The organism is Bacteroidia bacterium (assembly GCA_033391075.1).
Lineage (GTDB): Bacteria > Bacteroidota > Bacteroidia > J057 > J057 > JAWPMV01.
In genome coordinates this window covers 8,010,188-8,033,639 of record JAWPMV010000001.1, presented here as the reverse complement: position 1 = coordinate 8,033,639, position 23,452 = coordinate 8,010,188, and the positions used below count along the sequence as shown (strand labels likewise).

The window sequence follows — 23,452 nt, the reverse complement described above, 5'->3', positions numbered from 1 at the left end:
AGGAATTTATCCTATTATCTGTCTGCGTCATCATTTGTCTGGGATTTTTCGTTAAAATTGTTTTCTTCTAACAAGAAATCATTTATCCCGACCTTCAAGCAGGTCCAGCTTTATTCCTTATGCAGCGAACCTTATTTAATTTAGGGCAAGAGCCCATCAAAGACCACCCCGTCTCTGAACTGAAAAGGAAGCTCTATCAGGAATTTATCATTGATCGTTTTGATTCGCCACTCGGCTATCTGATCTTCATGTGTATCGGATTTGCCCTGGCATACTTCATTGGAAAAGGAGGAGTTGATACTGCTTTTTTCCTCTTGGGGATGTCGATTGGTTTACCCGCCTTGATTGCATCTGTATTTCATTTGCGATTTGGCTTATTCATGACCCTCATAGCCTCGGTTTTTGTTTTGGGGGTAAAACGATTTATAGATGATGCTGTTCCCTTGGGAGTTTATATAGATGCCAGTGTCTTAGCTCTTATTTTTGGTTTACTGGTAAAGCAAACCCGCGAAAGGGATTTATCCTTTATCAAACATCCCTTAAGTGCATTTGTCCTGTTTTGGATCGGATTCAGTCTTTTTCAGGGCTTAAATCCTCATCCCAGTTCGATCATTCCCTGGGTGTATACCGTCAGGCATATTGCCTTTCTCATGCTGATCTATTTTGTGGCGCTTTATGTGCTTGACAGACCTATCTATATCCGAAATCTACTTCGCTTATGGATCGGATTGGCGAGTTTGGGAGCTTTGTATGGATTAAAGCAGGAGATCTGGGGATTTGCAGCATTTGAATATGATTGGGTCATGGATGATCCGGAAATTTTCGAACTCTTTTTCGTTGCAGATCGATTCAGGGTTTTCTCTTTCTTTTCTGATCCGACCGTATTTGGAATCATGATGGCAGCCAGTGCACTCATGTGCATCCCTTTCATTTATGATAAAAAGCTGGACATCGTAAAAAGAATCATCCTGGGCGTGCTGGCAAGTCTTATGCTGGTAGCCATGATATTCTCAGGTACACGTACCGCTTATATTATTTTCCCTGCAGGCCTATTTTTCATGACTGCCATGAATCCCAAAAAGGAAATGTTTATCAGTAGTGGCGTTGTCCTACTGATTGGCTTAGGTTTGCTCGTTGTTCCCACTGACAATACTCAGATTTTAAGGCTCCGCACAGCCTTTAATCCAGAAACTACGGAGTCCTTTCAAACCCGCGAACAGAATCAGGCATATATACAGCCAATCATAAAAGATTATCCGATAGGAAACGGTTTAGGCACAACAGGAATCTGGGGCCAGAGATTTGCTCCAGAAAGACTCTTATCACAATTCCCTCCTGATAGTGGTTACGTAAGACTGGGAGTAGAAACCGGATGGATAGGTTTGCTATTCTTCTGCACCTTTATGGCAGCTATTTTATGGACGGCTGTGAGAACCTATTTCGGAGCGAAAAAGGACTCTTCCAAACGTTACGCCCTGGCTTTCTTTGGATTTCTATTTGCCATGATTCTTGCGCATTATCCTCAGCAAGCCATTACACAGCTTCCAAATAGCATCATGTTTTACATTTCTATCGCCGTAATCATCCGAATTGGCAACATCAGATGGCCCGAAGACAGGAGTGCATATTTGATTGAATAATGCAAATTGGCCATTTAGGTATTCTATGTAACGGTTTAGCCCAAAGCAGCAGGAAAAATTAGTCGAAATAAGGCAACTTGTGAGCAAAAGCTGATTCAGCCGCATGCTATATAACACCTTAGAGTTTTCCATACTTTATATAGCGGTTTTCCTTCTCTATTGGTTTGCGACGAATAAAAATCTCCGTGCGCAGAACATCCTCATCCTCGTAGCGAGCTATATGTTCTACGGTTGGTGGGATTGGCGCTTTCTGAGTCTCGTATTAGGAAGCTCCCTGACGGATTTTTTCGTAGCCAATCAAATCTCAAAAACCGAGCATAAAAAACATAAGCAAGCATGGCTCTTCCTGAGCCTGTTTATCAACCTGGGTTTACTGGGGGTATTTAAGTACTACGGCTTTTTCGTTGATTCCTTCATCGACATGTTTAGCATGTTTGGATATCAACTCAATGAAAGGAGCACAAGCATTGTCTTGCCAGTAGGAATCAGCTTTTATACTTTTCAGACACTCAGCTATACCATCGATGTGTATAGAGGAAGATTCAAGGCAAGCAAAGAACTGGTTCCTTTTCTGGCCTTTGTCAGTTTCTTCCCTCAATTGATTGCCGGACCTATTGAAAGAGCCAGCAATCTTCTGCCGCAATTTTTCAAAAGCAGAAAGTTTGACATCGTCAAAGCCAAAGATGGGCTAAGACAGGTGCTCTGGGGCCTTTTCAAGAAGGTTGTGATGGCCGATACCCTGGGATTAGCTGTGGACAATATTATCGGCTACCATGAGACCATGAGTGGCAGTGTCCTTGCCATGGGCGTGATATTCTTTGCGATCCAACTTTATTGTGATTTCTCTGGCTATTCAGATATGGCCATAGGTACGGCTCGTATGCTAGGCTTCAACCTCATGCGAAATTTCAACTATCCCTTCTTCGCCCGCGATATGCTGGACTTCTGGAGGAGATGGCATATTTCGCTGACCACCTGGTTCAAAGACTATGTTTTCCTTTCTATGAGTAAGGGAAAGGTAGTTAGTGATAAATGGATCGTTGTTAGAAATTACATCCTGACCTTCACGGTCAGTGGCTTATGGCATGGGGCTAACTGGACCTTTGTGATCTGGGGCTTGCTTCACGGACTTTTTCAGGTTCCCTATTTGATTTGGCCCAAGCTACGTTCCAAAATCCAGCATACGCGTCCGCCTTTTACTCTCAATGGGACTTTTCGTGCGGCATTGCAGATGGGGATAACCCTAACCTTGAATTTGCTGGCCCTGGTCTTCTTCTTTTCAGAAAGTGTCAGTTATGCAATGAGCTATTTCTCCCATATGTTTAGTAGTTCCTTGTTTAGCTTCCCTAATATTTATCGAAAGGAACTCTATTGGTTGATTCTTTTTATGGGCGTGGAATGGTTGATGATGTATAAGAAAAAGGTATTCCCTCTTCAGATCGCAGAATGGCATCCCCTTTTGCGATGGGGAGTGTATTATGGATTGGCGCTGGTCATTTTGTATTTCAATTATGATCGCAGGGCATTCGTTTATTTTCAGTTTTAGCAGGATAAAGAAATGGAGCAAAAAGCAGTTATACAGTTTTTTAGCCGGGTGATGATCTATTTATCTCCCATCCTGATCCTGATGCTGAGTCTGGAGATCACACAGCGAAAGTTACCCAATGACTATTCGCACAAAAAAGAAATGCTGGAGTCAAAACTGGGGTCCATAGAAAGCCTGATTCTGGGAACTTCGCATAGTTATATGGGCATCAATCCCTCCATGTTTGAAGGCAAAGCTTTCAATCTGGCTTCGACTGCTCAAACCTTATACTTTGATCGCTTTCTTTTCGAAAAGTATCATCAGGATATGCCTAAACTAAAGCGATTGATTCTTCCCATAAGTTATTCTTCCCTGGGAACTGAGGCCTACCTCAATCCGGGAGTATTCAATAAGAGTTATCATTTCGCCTATTTTTACGGGAGTAAAGCATTCATCAATAAACTGGCTCCCCGTAGATTCAGCCTGGTTTCTCTTTTTACTGTTAAAAGATCTGTAGACAGAACCCTTGCCTATTATCAGGGAGAGGATGATTTGGTGGAAAGTGATGAATACGGATGGTATGTGGGAGATGATGCTCCTAAAGATCCCGAAGCAAGCGGCAAGACTACAGGGGCCATTCATGACTCCTATTATGACGAAAAACTGATTCCCGAAAACCTGAATCATATTGCCCGGATCATCGAAGCCTGCAAAGAGTCTGATATTGAAATATACCTGGTTTCTCTGCCCATGTATAAGTCCTATATGGAAACCGTCAAACAGGAGCGCTATGAGTTGATGGTTCAAAAGGTTGATTCTTTGGCCCATGAATATGAGATCAGCTATTTCAACCACACCTTTGACGACCGCTTTGTAATTGGCGATTTCTTCGATTCCAATCACCTCAATGAGAAAGGAGCAGGTATTTTCACCGAAGAACTGATCCGAAATATCGATCGAAAAGAAACGTTATCAAATCTGGCTGGCTCTCGCCGTTAATCCTGCATTAGTCGCAATTCATACGAAAAACCAAAATTTCTTACATCTGTTATTTATCTTTGTGTAAGCTAAAAAAGAGACCTATGGCTTCCTTTTTTAGTTCACCCTCTTCTATTCTTGCAGGCATTTCAATGCTATGCCTTTTTGAGCGAAGTTTTTGTCTATCAGGCAAATACTCCACTCATCCTCAACATTTAACCATTGAGGAAAAAGCAACAAAATCCACAATACAAATTATCGATATTCAAGGCAGGTATACTCCTATATCTTCTTGCCTCTAACATAGTTTGGGAATAATTATAATCTCTGTAATGAAGAAATTTTTACTGTTAGCAGTCCTATCATGGCTTTGCTTGAGCGCAACACATGCCCAGGATAAGTACTTCTGGAATTCTGACGACCAGAAGGTACCTGTCATTGAGAAAAGAACTTCGCTTTGCTTGTATTTCAATCAGCCCCTTTCGAAGAATGAATTGAACTTCACCAAACATCGTGGACTTCGCGTAGTAAGAGGCACAGATCAACTGCAGAAACAACGTTTCATTTTTGAATTTGATGCTGACTATGGCTTAAACCCTTATCAAATGGTTGAGAAGCTGGGTATTGACCCTACTCAACTTAGAAGCGCTCATTGGGGAGTAGAATTGGATACGGGTATGCCCATCTGGTTTACCCATAAAGTCCGTTTCATCCTGAAAGAGGGAGTTTCCATGGAAGAGGTAGCACCTATTTGGGCAGAATATAGTGGGGCAAAATTGATCAGAGAATCAGCAGAAACCTCCAATGAACTTGAGATAAATGACATACAGGCGATTTTGCCTTTGGCCAATCAGTTATATGAAAGCGGCAAAGTAGCATGGGCACAGCCCAATTTTGCGGTAACTGTTTTGCCTCAGAGCATCCAAACAGGCACGCCTGTGACGCCTAATGATTCCCTTTATGGAAAGCAATATTACCTCAACAATACTGGTCAAAACCCTATTGAATTGGGCTTTTGGTCAGCAGGTATCGCTGACTGGGATATCAATGCTCCTGAAGCCTGGTGCGAAACCATCGGATCATCCACTATCAAAGTAGCAGTGATTGATCAGGGAGTAGAGGCTCATGAAGACCTAAATGATGACAATGGAGGCGGCGGAAGCCGTATCGTTGCAGGTTATACACCTGATCCGGGCTTGATAGCTGGAGGTGTTCCTCAGGAAGATCCCGGTGCACATGGCCAGGGTGTAGCTGGTGTAATAGCAGCTTCTCATAATACCATCGGAGTTGCCGGAATTTGTCCGGAATGTGAGTTGATGTCCGTTTGTGCCTTTACCAATGCAGGAGCCGTAGATGAAACAGATGCTACCGATATCGGTTATCTGGCAGATGGAATCAATTGGGCATATCTCAATGGAGCCGATGTAATCAACAACTCCTGGGTATTGAACACTTGTACTTCTACTGCACTTTTTGCCCCTATCGAAACTGCTATCACCAATGCAAAGACAAACGGTAGAGCCGGCAAAGGAAGTTTAGTTGTATTCTCTGCCGGACAGGAAGTAGGCCCTGGAGCTGCTGGTGGCAACAACCCTTACAACTGTGTTGCCTATCCGGCATCGCTGACTTCTGTAATTGCTGTTGGAGCCATTGACCTGAGAGGCGATTTCCCCGCTTATGCCAACTATGGCGCCGAACTGGACATTGTGGCACCGACTTCACGCCAAACCAGTCCGGCAGCTACGAAAGAAAATAATGTTGCGATCGTGGATCGTGAAACCAATGGATATAATCAGGCAGCTAATAATGCAGCAAATTCTGATTATCCCAATATGAAATATACCCGCTACTTCGGAGGAACCTCCGTAGCAGCAGCAGAAGTATCGGGAGTTGCCGCTTTAGTACTTTCAAAAAATCCAAACCTGACTGCAACAGAAGTAACCAATCTTCTGCTCGCCAATACCCGCACCGGTTTGGGGGGGCTTGCAACTCAGGAAGGAAATGGTATGCTAAGGGCTGATGATGTTCTGGCAGCTACGCCTTCTCCCGGACTTCCGGTAGAGTATCTGTCGTTTACGGGAGAAGCCAAAGTTCAGCGTATTGAGCTTCAGTGGGAAACCGCTTTGGAAATCAATAATGATTACTTCCTGGTAGAAAAAGAAATTGACGGACTTTTCCGTCCGATAGGAAGAGTGGAAGGAAACGGAAACAGCAGCAATGCACAGGGATATACCTTCTCTGATTTAGTACCTAATTTTGGTAGCAATATCTACAGACTTCGTCAGGTCGATTTTGACGGAACGCTTGATTATTCAAACTCCATCGAAGTAACAATGGACGCAGGAAATTTGGGGATGATCACCCGCATGTTTCCTATCCCTGCCAAAAATGAGCTCAATGTAGAGATCTTCGACATGGCAAGAAAGACCGTTGAAGTAGGAATCATGGATGTAAGAGGAAGGATCCTCGTTCAGAATTCTTATACGATCAGTCTGGAAACAGAGATCCTTAGCATGGACCTATCAAATCTAAGTGCAGGCTCTTACCTCTTGCGGATTTATGCCGATGGGGCCAAGCAGGAGATCAGAAAGTTTGTAATAACAGAATAAAAATATCGGGAATCCTGGCAGAAATAGCTTTGTCAGGATTCCTTCATTTTCCAATTGAAGTTTCGGAGAAGAAGATGAACCTTTAATCCGAACAAAGAAACGCCCGAACATGCTATTTAACTCCGTCGAGTTTGTAGTATTCTTTACTGCAGTATTTCTGCTCTATTTCACGACCCCTCATAAGTGGCGCTGGTTATTATTGCTGATAGCCAGCTATATCTTTTATATGAGCTGGAAGGTGGAGTATATCCTCCTGATCGTAGTGTCTACCCTGGTAGACTATTTTATGGGGATCAAAATGGGGCAGGAAGTCCTTAAGGAGAAGAGAAAGAAATTTCTCTATATCAGCCTCGTCTCCAATCTGTCGATTCTATTTTCATTCAAGTATTTCAATTTCTTTAGTGAAAGTGTAGGAGGTTTGGCGAATGTAATGGGGCTCACTTATTCAGCCCCCTTGTTTGAAGTCCTGCTACCAGTGGGTATTTCCTTTTACACCTTTCAAACCCTCTCCTATTCCATAGATGTTTACAATGGAAAGATTGATCCGGAAAAACATCTGGGCAGATTTGCCCTCTTTGTTTCTTTCTTTCCCCAATTGGTCGCAGGTCCTATCGAACGATCCGGCAATCTGCTTCCCCAGTTTCGGGAGAAAAAAAGCTTTGATTATGATCGGGTGATGAGTGGCATGAGGTTGGCAGCCTGGGGACTTTTCAAAAAAGTCGTGATCGCAGACCGCCTCGCCTTTTTCGTAAATATGATCTACAATAGTCCGGAAAATTTTCATGGACTCTCGGTGGCTTTGGCAACCTTCTTTTTTGCTTTCCAGATCTACTGCGACTTTTCCGGCTATTCAGATATAGCTATTGGTGTGGCTCGTATGTTGGGCTTTGATTTGATGAAGAATTTTGAGCGGCCTTATTTCTCACGCTCCATCGGAGAATTTTGGCGCAGATGGCATATCTCCCTTTCAACCTGGTTCAGGGACTATGTCTATATTCCTTTAGGGGGAAATCGAGTGGTAAAGTGGCGTTGGTACTATAATCTTTTCATGACCTTTCTGATCAGTGGACTCTGGCATGGTGCCAACTGGACCTTTGTGATCTGGGGAGCCTTGCATGGTTTCTACCTCATAGTAGAAAATTTCTCAAAAGGATATATGAAAGAGAAGGAACTGAGCAATCCCCTTCCCAAAATTGTGAAGGATGCCTTCAGTCTGAGTATCACCTTTGCATTGGTGTGCTTCGCCTGGATATTCTTCAGAGCCAACTCCCTTTCGGATGCCTTGCTGTTGATTCAGAATTTATTCGTCTGGGTACCTGGCGATATTGGATGGATATTCAGACCTGAACATAGATTTGAAATCGTACTTTCCTTCCTGGCCATAGGTTTATTATTGACAGTACAGGTTTTTCAGGAAAAACGATCTATGGGGACCTGGATTTCTATTCAACCTCTTTTTGTCCGCTGGGCCGTCTATGTGATGCTGGTAAGTATCATCCTGAATTTCGGAGAGTTTAATCAGCAACAATTCATCTATTTCCAGTTCTAGTTAGAGCAAATTGAAGAGATATGATCAAGTTTTTAGGAAAATGTGTGCTCTTTCTTCTTATACTTAGTCTGGTTCAGATGGGCCTGACTTCTGTACTGGAATCTCAAAGAGATTTTCACTGGGGACATGAATACATGCATGCTCGAATGGATCACCTGGAAAAGAGTGCACCCTACAACATTATAGCATTGGGTTCCAGTCGGGTGATGTGTCATATGGATCCCAATCTGATGGACGAGTTGATGAGCGAAACTTATCCTGCAAAATCCTTCAATTGCGGACTAGCCGGAACCTTTGCTCCCCTCACTTATCATTTTTATGAAGAATACCTGAAATCGGATGTTCCCAAAGCCGAATATGTCCTTCTGGAACTCGACTGGTTGATGCAACCTACTCCTCCGGACATGCATGTCACAGACTATAAATACTGGTTCGACGCTCGTGAATATTTGTTTGGAATGCAAGGAACCTGGAAGCAGCCCGGGATAAGAAAACTAAATAAACTGGTGTCCATGTATGGATACTCTATGAGTTATATAGAACGCCTCTGGAACGTCGGCCTCCTCAAATCCTGGTACGAAGTCGAACGGGATGGACCAAATTCAGAATTGCTGGGGTTGGAGAACAATGGCTTCATCAATCTGGAGGATGCCGTACTATATGCCAGCGATGCGGATATTCGTTCGGGTATGGAGGCTTTGCGAGATGGCTTTTTTGCTGATACCACAGTTTTAAGTAGTGCAAAAGAGAGAGCTTTTCTTTCTTATATGGAACAAAACCCTGCTCAGGCGATCAATCAGCCCCATATGCGCAGGCTAGAAGACCTTATGGCCCGGAGCAAGGCAAAAGGTATACACCTGGTCTTTATTCTCTCTCCGAGGGTATATGCACCGGACTTGCTCGCTATGATGCAACAGCTTCCAAATGAACATAAAATAGACCTCTCTGATCCGCGGAAATTCCCGGAATTTTATGAGTCAAAATATTCATTTGATGACATGCACCTCAATCATCAGGGAGCCATGTGCTATACCGAATCACTTGCTTCAGCCCTCCAAAACATAATGGGTATTCAAAATATTCGAGTAGGCCAAAAATAATCTTACACGCTTTTTTTAGGGTTTCTTATTGTTTTGGAAATAAAATCTTGGTTAATGTCCGATATATTGGCATTTAGAAATTTTTATTTATCCATACCTATTTGTAAGTTTACTTTGATTTTCAATCGAACAGCTTTTCCAATCTATTTACTTTAACCTATACATTTCCTTAACACAACTAAGGATTAAACGAATTCTTATGAAAAATCACTTGCTCATTTCCACGCTCCTCATTGTCACCCTTTTATTTGGATGTAAGACAGTCAAGCCAGACAGAATTGTAAATGCGGAACCAACGACTCCTCCACCTGCTGAGGTATCTCCCGTAAACACTAGAGGTCAGGCTGATCAATCTCAGGTTCAGCGCAGACAAAAGCCTATGAAAAAGGCACCCTTTTCTGCTTCTATCAGAGAAAGAATCGATAGCACAAAAAATGCTAATATCAGCCGCATCCAATACTTTATTTCTAAAGACATTACCCTGAAAAGATCTACTCCTATCAATAAACTGGAGATAGATGAGAATGGTATGGTCATCATGGCAGACGGTAAGGAAGAAACGGAAATTCTGATTCCCAGCGATCTGAAAGGAACGCTTCAGGGACACGAAAAAGACCGGGTAATGATCACCTTCAGTGTAAGTGATGATCGTTTCCTCACTTTTGAAAAAAGTGAAAAAGACAATGGCATCTATTATCTGGTAGCTGATTGGGATGAAATGGGATACGGATCTATCGAATACGGTGGAGAGAAGTTTACTATTTTACCAGGAGGCGAAGGAGCTCAATTGATGTTTAGCCTCGAAAGAGTTTCAGCAAACAAATCGGCAAAGAATACTGAAAAAGGAAGGTCTGTAAATCCGGATAAGCATAACTAGTATCCACAGGATTCGCTGACTATACTAAATTGGCAAGTATTTGGATTAGCTAAAGAAAATCACTCATATATGATATTTCCCAGGCTCGTTTCTGGGAAATATCTATTTTGAGCCCTCACTTGCTAATAGGTATTCCATCTCGCTCTTCTCCCCCTTACATCAAAATGGACCGACATCGTATTAGGATAAAGGCCTAGCCCTCCCTGATTAGCGATGATCTCTTTGTCCAGCAAGTCCAGAACGATTTCTTTGTCTTGCTGATTTGATCTCCCGTCCTGATTGATATCTCTTACTCCGATATCCAGGGCCTCCCCCAAAATATGTCTACTCCGACTCGCTCCGCCCACATTTGCATTGTGGAGTGGATGTCTATATACGCTCCTGAGCTGATAAGCTTCAGGGTCATATCCCTTATTCTTTAAGCTATGCTTGAGTTCAAGAAACTTATACAGCAGCTCAGGGTCCAGCAACAAATAAATTTCGTTGAGCGGGTCCAGATTTTTTATGTGTCTTTTGTAAAATGAATCTTTGGGAAGAAAATCCTTTATGCGGTGCTCTCCGATAAGTTTTTTGTAAACATGATCCCCATTGACCACATAATAGGTCTTATTGCTTAACATTGCCTTAAAGGGAGATTTATCGGAGGCCGTTTGGGCTTTGTAAGCCTCGGGAAGTTTCTCGTAGGGTACTCTTTGAAGCTTATTCAAGACCTGATCGATCTCTGCTTTGGAATTGATATATGCTTCTTCATAACGGAGGTCATATACCCACTTCCCGATCAGCTCTTGGGTTCGCCAGTAATTCCAAATTAAGGTAACTGAAACAAAAACAAGGAGCAATACAAGTCGAAGGAGTAAGGGACGCTTGCGCATCTTTCTATTTACGCAAGTAAGACATTTTAGATTCTTTCCAGTATCCAGCTTCGCAAGAGCTTGAGTACAGGCTTCCTGTTTTCCTCGGATTCATTGTGCATTTCGTGAAAGTAACCGGGATAGGCCTGAAAGGTAACATCACCTCCTCCAGCTTTTGATGAAAATTCTTTACTAGCCTCAAAACTGGTTAATTCATCTGCATCTCCATGCATATGCAAAAGCGGAAGCTGTAAATCTCCAGCATGATCGAGGGCCCATTGAGCAGACTGATGTATACTGGTAAACATTTGAGGAGAGACCAGATCATGTACCAGAGGATCATTTTTATACTTATCCACCTCTACAGGATCGCGAGAGATTGCATTGGCATCCAGTTTGGTCGATTGGGTAAAGGAAGGATAAATATTGAGCATCATTTTGGCCAGGAAGAGGTCTGTACTGCTCGGTTTAAATGCCAAACGAAACCAGGGGGCTGAAAGAATGATTCCTGCAATATCCGGCTTGTGGCGCAGCGCAAAATTCGCAGCTAAGTTACCTCCCATACTATGTCCATATAGAAAAACAGCTTTATCCGGATAACTATTACGGGCCTCTTCGATCAAAGCAGCAATGCTATCCATCACGGCCTCATAATTGGGCCAGTGTCCTTTTTTAAAATTTGTTTTACCATGCCCATAGAGATCATGTCCCAGGGTGGAGATTCCTTTCTCCGCCAGAAATTTCGCTACATGATCATAGCGCCCTATATGTTCTCCATGCCCATGCACCAGGCACATGACAGCCTGTGTATTGGAGGCCTCCCATTTTAAGGCATGAAATTTTTGGCCATTACTGCTGAGAGAAAAGGTTTGAGACATAGTAGTTTAATAGGTGTTAGCGTATTAGTGTGTTGGAGTGTTAGTGTTATTCCAATCAGTATAAGAGGTCCAGGCATTTCACCTAACTCCTATACCCTAACACACAAACACCCTAACACTTCCCATCAGCAAATTCCCTTTGCTAATGGGGAATAAGATAATAGTTTTGTGCAAATTATTCCCAATCTGTGAACAAACATATCCTCCGTCTCGCCATACCCAACATCCTGAGTAATCTCTCAGTTCCTCTTTTGAGTATTGCAGATACGGCCCTGATGGGTCGGCTGGAAGATTCGGCCCTATACATAGGTGCAATCGCTCTGGGAAGCATTATTTTCAATTTTGTCTATTGGGGATTTGGATTCCTGAGAATGGGGACCACAGGGCTCACGGCTCAGGCCTATGGTGCCAGGGATTATTCGGAGATCAGCATGATCCTATGGAGATCTCTGGCGGTAGGCTTCCTTGGAGCTATCCTCTTGCTTATTTTTCAGTGGCCCATAGGCGAGTGGGGCTTTAGTCTCATAAAAGGGGATGAGGAAGTAAAAGCAGTAGCCAAATCCTATTATTACATCCGTATCTGGGCTGCACCCGCTACCATTGCTTCCTATACTTTGCATGGCTGGTTTCTGGGTATGCAAAATGCGCGTATCCCTATGTACCTGACCATAACAGTAAATGCACTGAACATCGGGCTCAATTTTCTCTTTGTTTTCGGGATGGGAATGAAAGCAGATGGAGTCGCTTTGGCCACCGTTATTGCTCAATACCTGGGAATAATCGCTGCCATCGGATTCTTCTTTGCTCACTATAAAGGCTATTTATCCCATTTCAGCCAATCCAAACTATTCAAAAAAGAGGCTCTGATAAAATTCTTTACGGTAAGCCGAGACATTTTTATTCGTACCCTTTGTCTCATCTTTGTTTTCACCTTTTTCACCAATGAGTCCTCAGGTTTCAGCAAAGAGGTTCTGGCAATCAACAGCATTTTGCTCCAATTTTTCTTTGTACTGGGATTTGGAATCGATGGCTTTGCCTATGCAGCTGAAAGCCTGGTTGGCAAATACAAAGGTGCTGAAGCTTTTGAGGAGCTGAAAGTGGTGGTTCGCTATTTATTCTTTTGGGGCGGAGGAATAGCAGCTATTGGCTCGATCGTTTATATTCTGTTCCCTGAGCCTTTGCTACACATATTTACAGATGATCCTCAACTCATTGAAGCAGCCCTTCCTTTTATTCTTTGGATGGTGGCCGTTAGTTTTATCGGGGGCTTTGCATTTATCTGGGATGGCGTTTATATCGGAGCAACCGCAACCAAAGCCATGCGAAATATGATGCTTATCAGTATGCCGGTTTTCTTTATCGCCTATTATACATTAGTCGATAGTTGGGGAAATCATGCCCTCTGGTTTGCCATGGTATTATTCATGCTGTCAAGAGCTATCAGCCTGAGTTGGGTTTCCCCAAAAAACATATTCTCTTCCTAGTCCTTCAGGATATAGATCGCATCGTGGTCCCTTCCTTTCTGGGCATAATCCAAGCCATAGCCTACAACAAAATCAGGTCCGATCTCGAAACCCACATATTTAGGGACAGGAGGATATTTCAAATTTTCAGGCTTGTATAGCAAACTTACAATCTCAATAGAGGCGGGTGATTGCCTGGCAAAATAATCGCAAAGGAAACTGCAGGTAAGGCCACTATCCACAATATCTTCCATGATCAGGACATGTCGCCCTTTGAGGTCCACCGGCACATCCAACAATATTTTCACTTTTCCAGAACTTTCCAGCTCATCTCCATAACTGGATGCTTTGATAAAATGGATTTCTGGCCCAACGTCCATTCGTCGGATCAAATCAGCTGCAAAGAGGAAGGCTCCACTCAAAACCGGAACAATAATGGGATCAGCATCTTTATAATCAGTGTTTAACTGATCAGCCATTTCCTGGATTCTTGCCTGAATACGTTCGGAAGAAATAAATTCTTCAAACTCCAGATCATGGATCTTTATTTCCTTTTTCAAATTTTTTCTGCTTAGGTGGCTAAAATAAAATAAAAAGCCGAACGTAAAATTAGAAGTTCGTTTTGGATTTTGACGAATCAGGAGAGCGCGTGGATAAAAAGTGGAAATTTTTATTTCATGCTTTAAACAATCTCAATAAAAAACCGATAACATTTAGTTAACTTTGTTATGATTTTGCGGTTAACGTAGTGAATGGTTTAATCACAAAAATAAGCTCGTGAGCGATCAGATAAAACATGAGTGCGGTTTAGGGCTCGTCAGGCTTTTGAAACCCCTCGAATATTACCAGGAAAAATACGGTACTGCCATGTGGGGCCTCAACAAGCTCTACATGCTTATGGAAAAGCAACGTAACCGCGGCCAGGATGGTGCCGGTTTGGCAGTAGTGAAATTGAATGTCAGACCCGGTCGCCCATACATGGAGCGAATGCGAAGCAACAAGGCGCAGCCCTGGTCTCATGTATTCAAAAAAATTGACCAGGCCCACGAAAGGTTTAAAGCCGACTTTCCCGACACCCATACAGAAGCAGAGGTTCTCAAACAACATTTCCCCTTTGCAGGAGAAGTGCTTATGGGGCATTTGCGATATGGAACTCAGGGAAGCTATGGTATCAGTAGTTGCCATCCGGTGATTCGTACCCATGAGTACATCAACCGTGCACTCGCCATAGCCGGAAATTTCAACCTCACCAATGTAAATTACCTCTTCGAAAAACTCGTGGAGTTGGGGCAGCACCCCCGTTATATGACAGATACGGAAACCGTTTTGGAACGTATCGGCCACTTCCTGGATGTAGCCAATGAGCATTTATATGCCAAATACAAAAAGAATGGTTACTCCCGGAATGAAATCGCAAAGCTCATTTCGGAGGGCTTAAACCTGACAAAGGTTTTGAAAAACTCTGCAAGGGCCTGGGATGGAGGCTATGTTATGGGGGGCATTGTCGGCAACGGCGATGCCTTCGTCGTTAGAGACCCTAATGGAATTCGCCCTTGCTTTTATCATATACATGAAGACTATATCGTAGCCGCCTCCGAGAGAGCTGCTATCAGCACCATATTCAACCTTCACCCTTCAGATATCCACGAATTGCCCGCAGGCCATATCCTGAGTATCAAAGGAGGAAGACAATGCGCAAAACTGAAGCCCTTTACCAAAGTTGGCAAAAAGCTGAGCTGTTCTTTTGAAAGAATCTATTTCTCTCGGGGAACAGATATCGATATTTATAAAGAGAGGAAGAATCTGGGGAAAGTAATTGTCCCCAGCATCATGAAGAGCATCAATCACGACCTTCAGAATACTGTTTTTGGTTTTATCCCCAATACAGCAGAAGGTGCCTTCTTCGGGATGATCAAGGAATTAGAGAAAACCTTGAATTCTCAGAAGGTAGAGTGGATCAAAGAATTGGGGCCAAAAGCAAAGGCTGCAGATATCCAGAAGATCATCGACCTGAGCCCAAGGGTGGAAAAGGTGATCAGCAAGGACGTAAAGATGCGGACCTTTATTACCGATGATTCCGCTCGGGATGATCTGGTAGCTCACGTTTACGACATTACCCGGGGAATTGTCAATACAGATGTTGACAATCTCGTATGTATAGACGACTCTATTGTGAGAGGGACTACCCTCAAAAAGAGTATCCTCAGCATACTGGAGAGACTAAAACCCAAGAAGGTAGTTATCGTTTCTTCTGCTCCTCAGATCAGGTATCCGGATTGTTACGGAATCGACATGTCTCAAATCGGCAAGCTCATCGCTTTCCAGGCAGCTATCGCTCTCCTAAAGGAAAGAGGTATGCAGGATGTGATAGATAAGACCTATCGCAAGATTCTCAGCATGAAAGAAGAAGGAAATATGTCTGCCCGCAATGTGGTAAAAGACATTTATGCGCCTTTCACGGACGAAGAGATTTCTGCCAAAATTGCCGAGCTCGTTTGTCCGAAAGATTTCAAGCCAGAACTGGAGATTGTATACCAAACGATTGAAAATCTGCACAAGGCAATTCCGGATCATAGAGGAGACTGGTATTTCTCTGGAGATTATCCTACGCCAGGTGGTATCGGTGTGGTGAATCAGGCCTATCTCAATTTCTATGAGGGAAAAAGCACGCGTGCCTATGCCATGGCCAATGTTTAATTTCTAACCCGCAGATAATAAATAATAATTGAGCCCCAATATGCCGATGGCGTAGCGGGACCCGATACTCTTGCTCCGCAGCTCAAAAAAGAGATCAGAACGCGGACCCACTTTGAGGCTAAATCCCAGTCCTCCGTTTATCCCATGATTCCAGGCCCCTTTCTGAACAGCCCAGCAGGAACTACAGGCATCTCGATCCCAGTCATAGTTATTTCCGAGATAGCCTAGCATAATATATAGGACGAATCTTTTTTTCGAAAGGATTTCCCGCTGATAATTGAGGCTATACTCCATCATGCTTTTGAGGTCCTGCCGATCGAAGTAATTGTTCGCCTCAAATTCTACCGTGCCTCTTGGAGTGATCTTCCAGAAAAATCGGGAGTTTATTCCCCAATCATCTTCCTCAGCGATACTGGCAATCATTCCTATTCCAAATCCTATGCTGGCTTCTTCCTCTTCCTGACGCCCCTGAGCGTGTAGATCGATGCCAAAGAGAATCCCAAAATTCAGGATTAAGAGAACAGGAACTAATTTTTTCATATACATAAATTTAACTGAAAAAATTAGGATTCCCTCCTTTATGCAAAAAGGTAGAAAGAGCGCCCTATAGACTTTCTACTTTCGCGCCTACCTCCTCCTCTAATCGATCTACTTCCTCTTTCAAGACCTCCAGATACTCCTCTTTTAGCCTAATACTCCCATCTTCCTGGATCTCTACTGATTGATAGAATCTTGCCAGGCTGAATTTCCCCACAATTCTTCCCGCCAAATAGTTGGATAAAATGGTTTCCGCATGAGCAAGGGAGCTTTCTCCTCCTCCTTTGCCTGGAGAAGTACTCAGCAAAAGAATCGGTTTATGCTCAAAAAAACTCATGTGTATGCGAGAAAGCCAATCAATGCTGTTTTTGAAAAAAGCAGGCACAGACAAATTGTGCTCAGGCACTGAAATGATATATGCATCATATGCATCAAAGACAGCTTTCAGTTTAGTCGCTTCTTCTGGAATCCCTAAGGTCTTCTCATGGTCAATACCATAAATAGGCAGGGGATAGTCGCTAAGCTTTATTTCCTGCATCGTCGTCCTCTCCAACAATTTTCCTGCAATGCGAGCCAGCTCCTGATTGATTGATTCTGAATTATTGCTTCCTCCAAAGACTAATACTTTTTTCATTTTTATTTCTTTCTCCAAAATTAGGTTTGATACTGGCGGAACTAAAGGTCCGTTTTGCCCTTTTGATGGTCAGTTTTTTACCCGCCAGATCATGTTTTCAATTTTCCCAGCAAAGACAGTAGTCCTTTAACCAAAGAGTTGAGGTCTGATTTGTAATCTTGCCAGGGATTTCTTTGGCTTAAAGGAGAATTCACTTTTTTCAATTGTTTTCGCAGCTCTTTTCCCGCATAAAGTCCTCCCAAAACATTGCTTACTGAAAGTCCGGCGAATATTCCCTCCACGCCCCAAAAAGATCCAATTAAAACCAGAGGAAGCGTGAACAGAAAGCTTTTCACCAAAATGATTTTGAGCGAATTGACAGCTAATTGCAAGCCATTGAAAATAGAACTACTGATCAAATACAGGCTGTAGAAGACGTAGGAAATTGCTACCAGGTAAAAGTACTTTTGGGTATAGCTGATGATCAGGGGGTCTTCACTAAACATTCCAGCTATGGGACCGGCCAGGGCTATCAGAAAGAAGAATAGAAATATCCCGAGGTAAACAGATGCCTTTCCTCCAAAGACAATAGCTTCATCTATGCGAAGGTGCTTTTTTGCTCCCAGATTTTGCGCGATAAAAGGAGTAGCTGCTGTACTTACCCCCATCACCCCAATGAGCATCAGGGTTTCTATCCTGCCAGCCACCCCAAAGGCAGCTACAGCGGCACCTCCTTCCTTACCCAGTATATAGGTAATGAACATGAGGGTCGCAGGGCCGACCAATTGGGTGGCAATGGAAGGAAGTCCCAAGCGCGATATTTCCTTAAAAATAGGGAGTTCATGCACCAATGATCTAAAGTGGGGCAGGATGAGCAGTTTATCTCTCAAGAGAAGGACCGTCATCGCTAGAAATATAAAGATCCAGGAAATGAGGGTTCCTAAAGCGACTCCTTGTATGCCGAGCTGTGGAAAGGGACCAACTCCAAAAATAAAGGCATAATCCAGAAGAGCATTTATAATGCCTGCTAACCCAAAAACGACTTCAGGAGATTTCACATTTCCGGTGGCCCTCAATGCTCCCCCGCCAATAATTCCATACGCCAGCAAAGGCATCCCCAGATAGAGGATACTCATATAGGCAGCAACATGGGGCAAGGTTTGTTCATCTGCCCCTAAGAAACCGAATACAGAACTTATGCTTATGATTCCCAGCCAGGAAAGAAAGACAGTTATCAAGCCGCTTATTAGGAGTGAAAGGCCTAAAATCTGCTTTAACTTATCAATTTCCTTTGCTCCAAAGGCTTTGGCAACCATAATCGAAACGGCTACCGAAAAACCGATAAATAAGCCTACCAACAAAAAGTAAACTGTCGAAGCAAAACTCAAAGCTGCCAGGGGCTCTGCTCCTAATTGTCCAACGAAATAGGTATCAATGACCTGAAAGAGAATGGTAGACAACATGCCTATGCTTATGGGAACGGACATAGACAAGAGGGCTTTGTTGGTCGACCCTTTCAATAAATCCTTTGACATATGAATATTTTGAGTCAAAGGACCGGATATTTTGCATCGGTCTAAAGGTCAGAAAAAGAGATAGGATGGTATTTTTTCGCCTTACTTTTGTTCCCGGAAAGCGCTGGGAGTATGCCCACTGTATTTTTTAAAGTACTTGACCATATTGGTGGGTTCTCCAAAGCCCAAATCGTAAGCAATTTGCTTGATGGGTCGATTGCTTCCTCTGAGTTGCCGTTTCATTTCCAGCATTACCCGCTCATTGATAACTTGCTTGGGAGAGATTTTATATCGCTCCTGAGTAATCCGGGCCAGTACTTTCAGGGAAATATTGAGCTGTTCAATGTAGAAGCCCACACTTCTTTCTTCTTTATAATGTGTTTCCAGAATCTCCAGAAAATCCAACAGCAGTCGGGTATCATCTCCCTGTCCTTCCAAAAGTTCTGTGGGAGGGCTTTCCTGCAATTTTTCGCAATAAATGAGGAAAATGCAAAGCCAGTGGTAAAAAGCGTCTTGCTGCGCTTTGCCTACCCACTGATAATACACAAGTCGCAAATAACTAACTATATCCTTCAGAAAGTCAGCATCTTCTTTTTTCAAATGCAAAATCTGCTGACCTTCCAGATGGCAAGAAATATTGAAATTGAACAAATGCCTTAGGTCATTGTCATTTCTGTAGATGAAGTCACTGAGAAAAGGAATAGAAATAAGTTCCCAATCTTGTTCAGGCTTTTCAAAATAGTGAACCTGATCTTTGGAAACCATTACAATCGTATTGGGCTTATAGGTATATTCCTGAAAATCAATGTAGTATTTCCCTACGCCTTTCTTAAACCAAAAGACTACATGAAAATCCCGCAATGAGGGAGTAAAGAGGTCTTCCTCCAGCATCGGTTCCTGGCTACTGGAAAGGATGGCGAATGGAAGCCCTCTTCCTTTTTCACTTGATCTATGGAATATGATGTCAGACATATATGCTTTTGAAATCTTGCATTTCCCTAAGATACAGTTTCTGCGATTTCTTGTATCCGAAGCATACTTCTCTCCAAAGCCTCTTTATTTGTATGAATAGAACTACGAGAGATCACCAAAGGATGCTGACTGGGAGCAGCACTCAGCAAGACAAAATCTGCTCCTTCTGCTCCAGCTTTCAAGGATAGAGTTCCTGTCCCCTCTTGCAGAATTCCCATACGCTGATTGGGTATTTCTTCCCCTTCAATAAAAAGATTTCCGTTTCGGGGGAAAAGAAAGCCTTTGCTTTGGGTGGCCGGAAGTTGAATTTCCCATTCTTCTTTTGCATCCAGAGATACGTCCAGGTAGCTCATATCGAAAGGGGTATGGATTTTCCCTTTTACTCCCTGGTATTCCCCTACCAAAACCTTTACCTGCCCAATTGAAGGAATCTCCTCTGGCTGCAGATTGCTGTACTCAACTTCCCTTTCTTCGAATTCAGGAGGCAGCGCCATCCACAATTGATGAATGGAAGCTTTCCATTTGCCCTCCGATTTCCCAGCAGGTCTTCTGTACTTTTCTTCATGCCAAACTCCTCCTCCAGCCCTGATCCATTGAGCACCTCCTCCCCGGATAATTCCCTCATTGCTTCCGCTATCTCCATGATGAAGATCCGTTCCATGAAAATAGGTAATGATCCCTATGCCGGAATGGGGATGGGTATGAATTTCCAGGCCCTCATCCTCTCTTTGCATATTACCAGCATCGAAAAAGACAAAGGGCTTCATCGCTTCTCTATCTTCTGGATAAACGATGAATTGTATGTGGTTTCGGGGAGACTGAATTTTGCGAATCTTTCTCATATCCTTTTCAGCCAAAGGTAGAGGTACCATTAGCCTACTAAAAGGTGAGAAAAAGACCATCACTGGTAAAAAATGCCTAAGCTTCTACGTACTCAATCTCAATTTTGATCGGCGAATTCTTTTCCAGTATAGCTGATACTCCGCAATACTTTTCCTTGGAGAGCTGAACAGCTTTTTCCACTTTCGCCCGATCGATATTTTCTCCAAATACTCGATAGGTCAAACGAATCTCGGAAAATACTTTGGGATGCTCCTCTGTAAGATCAGCTTCTGTATCCAGTTCCAGGCCTGTAATCGGCACGCGCATTTTCTCCAACATAGAAACAATGTCAATCCCTGTACAGGCTGCCAGAGAAGTAAGCAGCATTTTTTTAGGACTAGGACCTGTACCTTCTGGCGTGGGGCCATTTCCATCGATACGGAAGCTATGTTGATCTATCTGGTTGTCGAAAGCGAGTTTTTCGACCCAGCTGGTTTTGGTTTTATAAACGACTTTAGTTGTTGTATCTGCCATGAGATTGATTTAATGCAAAATTATTTTTTGAGGAGGAGGTAATTGCGGAAGCCGAAAATGCCTCTTCCTCCCATGAGCTTATTCTCTATCCAACTCAGGATACGGTACTTTAGTTTCTCGTGTTTGAATAAAGGTCGATCTGGCTTCGAATTATCGTATCGGAGTTGATCGCCCCAGTTAAATTTATGGATAAAAGTCTGCATAACAGCAGGATGACTTCCTTTGAATTTTGGAATGCGACTCATATCGCCATAGTCAAATTGGACTGGAGCATCTTTATAGATTTCCCCTACCCTTTCGCTGCCTTTATGAATCGTATCCAGGGCTTTCTTTTTGTTGAGCATAACAGAAGGAGGACGGACCCATCCGTAGTGATAGATGTGCGCATCTACTTCCGCTACTTTCAATTTATGTGTGCCTTCTTGCTGTCGATAGTTTTTCCCCTCAAAATCAGGAATGCGGCGGAAAGACTGGGCCGATTCCCAGGAATGAATTTCCGGATCATTGCGAATGATCCGTATTTCCCTTCTATACCAGCCATGAGACCTGTGTACATGATCATAATCTCCCCAGAAGTGATTGTATTTAAAGAGTAATCCTTCGATCTCCCGATCCTCCAGCAAATCCTCACAGCGTTTCCGGATGGCCGCATAATCCTTTTCATGAATCAATTCATCTCCTTGCAGATAGAGTAGCCAATCACCGGAACAATGACTTTTAGCTATGTCTGTTTGATGAGCATTTTCCATACCCCTTGGATAAGCTTCCAGGTCCCAGACTGTATCAATGATTTTTATTTTAGGAGAATTTATGGCTTCAATCTCAGCCCGACTACTATCATCGGGATCACAATCTCCTACCGCTACGATAAATTCATCCACCAGCGGCAAAGCCGATTCGATTACCTCTCGGATCGGGAAATAGAGTTTTACTCCATTTTTCACAAAACTAAAGCCTGAGATCTTCATACGCTGACTCAAATATACAAGGACTATTTTGCTATATCGTTAATTCCTCAAAGCTACGTGCTTATTTGAAAAATTTATACTACCTTTGCAGTCCGTTTTAATAAAATTATGGATATAACACCCAAATCGTTTAACAACGAGTATGAAACGACGTTCATCCTCACTCCCGATCTGTCAGGGGACGAACAGAAACAGGCAGTTGACAAAATCGTCAATCTGATTAAGGACAATGGTGGGACCGTGCACAATAGAGAGCACTGGGGCGTACGCAAGTTAGCCTATCCCATAGCGAGAAAGACGTCCGGCTTTTACGTTTACATGGAGTTTAATGCTCCAGGAGCTATTATTCCTAAGCTCGAGCAAACGTATCGCTACGACGACCAGGTAATTAGGTATTTAACCGTAAAATTGGAAAAGCACGCGCTGGCTTATAACAAGAAGCGTCGTGACCAAAGCTTTGGCCTCCGCAAAGAAGCCAAGACATTTTAATTAATCAGAAAGACATTTTATTATGGCAAAATCTCCAGTTATTGGGCCTACGGCGTCCAACCGGATTAAGTCAAAGCAAAGAAGTAAGAAGTACTGCCGTTTCAAGAAAGCTGGCATCACTTATATTGACTACAAAGATCCAGACTTCCTCTTGAAGTTTGTAAATGATCAAGGAAAGATTCTTCCTCGTCGTTTGACAGGAACCAGCCTGAAATTTCAGCGCAGACTTTCCGTATCTATCAAGCGTGCCCGTCATTTGGCACTTTTACCATTTGTTACTGACGAGTTGAAATAAGTAAGGACATGGAAGTAATCTTAAAACAACCGATAAGAAACCTGGGTGATCAGGATGATGTTGTAAAGGTAAAGCCTGGATATGCACGCAATTACCTGATCCCACAAGGCCTTGCTATTTTGGCTACTGCCTCTAGCAAGAAAGCTTTAGATGAAAAGAAGAGACAAGCTGCCCACAAGCAAGAATTCGTAAAGCAACAAGCTGAAGAAGAAGCTGCTAAACTGGAAGGTTTGAAAATCACTATCGAAACCCTCGCAGGTGCCGATGGAAAACTCTTCGGATCTGTTACTGGCATTCAGTTAGTAAACAAGCTGAAAGAACTTGGACACGAAATTGATCGTAAGACTCTGACTTTTGAAGATATCAGAACTACTGGCGAATACACTGCTACAGTTCACCTTCACAAAGAAGTCAAAGCTGAGATTCAAATTGAAGTCCTCAGAAAAGAGAACTAAGAAACTCTACCTATATAAAAGCCCGACCGTTTGGTCGGGCTTTTTTTTTGCAAAAAATTTCCCCCCGTGTTGACATAGCTCCTGGC

The 23,452-nt window shown here is 43.1% G+C and carries 22 protein-coding genes; 12 read left to right on the top strand and 10 right to left on the bottom strand.

Annotated elements, in window-relative coordinates; translation table 11 throughout:
- Positions 1-119: 119 nt before the first annotated feature.
- The 7 genes from R8P61_31900 to R8P61_31870 all read left to right on the top strand — a co-directional run bounded on the left by R8P61_31900 (position 120) and on the right by R8P61_31870 (position 10,278).
- Positions 120-1,640, top strand: a complete 1,521-nt coding sequence (locus R8P61_31900) for an O-antigen ligase family protein (GenBank protein MDW3651729.1) — start codon at positions 120-122, stop codon at positions 1,638-1,640.
- 103 nt (positions 1,641-1,743) lie between these two features.
- Positions 1,744-3,186: an MBOAT family O-acyltransferase gene (locus R8P61_31895; GenBank protein ID MDW3651728.1), complete on the top strand. Its 1,443-nt coding sequence runs from the start codon at positions 1,744-1,746 to the stop codon at positions 3,184-3,186.
- A 12-nt stretch (positions 3,187-3,198) separates the two neighbouring features.
- Complete coding sequence (locus R8P61_31890) at positions 3,199-4,164, top strand: hypothetical protein (protein MDW3651727.1); 966 nt, start codon at positions 3,199-3,201, stop codon at positions 4,162-4,164.
- A 311-nt stretch (positions 4,165-4,475) separates the two neighbouring features.
- Positions 4,476-6,752 carry a S8/S53 family peptidase gene (locus R8P61_31885; protein ID MDW3651726.1) on the top strand — a complete coding sequence of 759 codons (2,277 nt, stop codon included), beginning with the start codon at positions 4,476-4,478 and terminating at the stop codon, positions 6,750-6,752.
- 109 nt (positions 6,753-6,861) lie between these two features.
- On the top strand, positions 6,862-8,301 hold the full coding sequence (locus tag R8P61_31880) for an MBOAT family protein (protein MDW3651725.1): 1,440 nt from the start codon (positions 6,862-6,864) through the stop codon (positions 8,299-8,301).
- Positions 8,302-8,321: 20 nt separating this feature from the next.
- Entirely contained in the window at positions 8,322-9,401 is a 1,080-nt protein-coding gene (locus tag R8P61_31875; protein MDW3651724.1) for a hypothetical protein, read from the top strand.
- 199 nt (positions 9,402-9,600) lie between these two features.
- A complete protein-coding gene (locus tag R8P61_31870; protein ID MDW3651723.1) occupies positions 9,601-10,278 on the top strand; it encodes a hypothetical protein in 678 nt (225 codons plus the stop codon).
- Positions 10,279-10,400: 122 nt separating this feature from the next.
- Here R8P61_31870 and R8P61_31865 read toward each other — a convergent pair whose 3' ends face one another.
- Both R8P61_31865 and R8P61_31860 read right to left on the bottom strand, forming a co-directional pair.
- Complete coding sequence (locus R8P61_31865) at positions 10,401-11,150, bottom strand: D-Ala-D-Ala carboxypeptidase family metallohydrolase (protein MDW3651722.1); 750 nt, start codon at positions 11,148-11,150, stop codon at positions 10,401-10,403.
- Positions 11,151-11,176: 26 nt separating this feature from the next.
- Positions 11,177-12,007 carry an alpha/beta hydrolase gene (locus tag R8P61_31860; GenBank protein ID MDW3651721.1) on the bottom strand — a complete coding sequence of 277 codons (831 nt, stop codon included), beginning with the start codon at positions 12,005-12,007 and terminating at the stop codon, positions 11,177-11,179.
- A 188-nt stretch (positions 12,008-12,195) separates the two neighbouring features.
- Between R8P61_31860 and R8P61_31855 the strand changes: the two genes are divergently transcribed.
- The gene (locus tag R8P61_31855; GenBank protein MDW3651720.1) at positions 12,196-13,491 is read left to right on the top strand and encodes an MATE family efflux transporter; all 1,296 of its coding nucleotides are present in this window, start codon (positions 12,196-12,198) and stop codon (positions 13,489-13,491) included.
- Here R8P61_31855 and hpt read toward each other — a convergent pair.
- On the bottom strand, positions 13,488-14,030 hold the full coding sequence (gene hpt, locus R8P61_31850; GenBank protein ID MDW3651719.1) for a hypoxanthine phosphoribosyltransferase: 543 nt from the start codon (positions 14,028-14,030) through the stop codon (positions 13,488-13,490). The two genes, R8P61_31855 and hpt, sit on opposite strands and share 4 nt — an antisense overlap.
- A 217-nt stretch (positions 14,031-14,247) precedes the next feature.
- Between hpt and R8P61_31845 the strand changes: the two genes are divergently transcribed.
- Positions 14,248-16,167: an amidophosphoribosyltransferase gene (locus R8P61_31845; protein MDW3651718.1), complete on the top strand. Its 1,920-nt coding sequence runs from the start codon at positions 14,248-14,250 to the stop codon at positions 16,165-16,167.
- A 3-nt stretch (positions 16,168-16,170) separates the two neighbouring features.
- Here the strand turns inward: R8P61_31845 and R8P61_31840 are convergent, their stop codons facing one another.
- The 7 genes from R8P61_31840 to R8P61_31810 all read right to left on the bottom strand — a co-directional run bounded on the left by R8P61_31840 (position 16,171) and on the right by R8P61_31810 (position 22,127).
- Positions 16,171-16,707, bottom strand: coding sequence for a hypothetical protein (locus tag R8P61_31840; protein ID MDW3651717.1), 537 nt, complete (start codon positions 16,705-16,707; stop codon positions 16,171-16,173).
- A 64-nt stretch (positions 16,708-16,771) separates the two neighbouring features.
- The gene (locus R8P61_31835; protein ID MDW3651716.1) at positions 16,772-17,338 is read right to left on the bottom strand and encodes an NAD(P)H-dependent oxidoreductase; all 567 of its coding nucleotides are present in this window, start codon (positions 17,336-17,338) and stop codon (positions 16,772-16,774) included.
- 89 nt (positions 17,339-17,427) lie between these two features.
- Positions 17,428-18,852, bottom strand: a complete 1,425-nt coding sequence (locus tag R8P61_31830; protein ID MDW3651715.1) for an MATE family efflux transporter — start codon at positions 18,850-18,852, stop codon at positions 17,428-17,430.
- 81 nt (positions 18,853-18,933) lie between these two features.
- Positions 18,934-19,803, bottom strand: coding sequence for an AraC family transcriptional regulator (locus tag R8P61_31825; GenBank protein MDW3651714.1), 870 nt, complete (start codon positions 19,801-19,803; stop codon positions 18,934-18,936).
- A 26-nt stretch (positions 19,804-19,829) separates the two neighbouring features.
- Positions 19,830-20,645, bottom strand: coding sequence for a pirin family protein (locus tag R8P61_31820; GenBank protein MDW3651713.1), 816 nt, complete (start codon positions 20,643-20,645; stop codon positions 19,830-19,832).
- Between the two features lie 76 nt (positions 20,646-20,721).
- Positions 20,722-21,159, bottom strand: coding sequence for an OsmC family protein (locus R8P61_31815; GenBank protein ID MDW3651712.1), 438 nt, complete (start codon positions 21,157-21,159; stop codon positions 20,722-20,724).
- A gap of 20 nt (positions 21,160-21,179) precedes the next feature.
- Positions 21,180-22,127 (bottom strand): hypothetical protein, encoded by a 948-nt coding sequence (locus R8P61_31810; GenBank protein MDW3651711.1) that lies wholly within the window; start codon positions 22,125-22,127, stop codon positions 21,180-21,182.
- 108 nt (positions 22,128-22,235) lie between these two features.
- Between R8P61_31810 and rpsF the strand changes: the two genes are divergently transcribed.
- From rpsF to rplI, 3 genes are read left to right on the top strand one after another with little or no spacing between them, the layout of a single operon-like run.
- A complete protein-coding gene (gene rpsF, locus R8P61_31805; protein ID MDW3651710.1) occupies positions 22,236-22,616 on the top strand; it encodes a 30S ribosomal protein S6 in 381 nt (126 codons plus the stop codon).
- Positions 22,617-22,638: 22 nt separating this feature from the next.
- Complete coding sequence (rpsR, locus tag R8P61_31800; GenBank protein MDW3651709.1) at positions 22,639-22,911, top strand: 30S ribosomal protein S18; 273 nt, start codon at positions 22,639-22,641, stop codon at positions 22,909-22,911.
- 8 nt (positions 22,912-22,919) lie between these two features.
- Positions 22,920-23,366, top strand: coding sequence for a 50S ribosomal protein L9 (rplI, locus tag R8P61_31795; GenBank protein MDW3651708.1), 447 nt, complete (start codon positions 22,920-22,922; stop codon positions 23,364-23,366).
- Positions 23,367-23,452 lie beyond the last annotated feature (86 nt).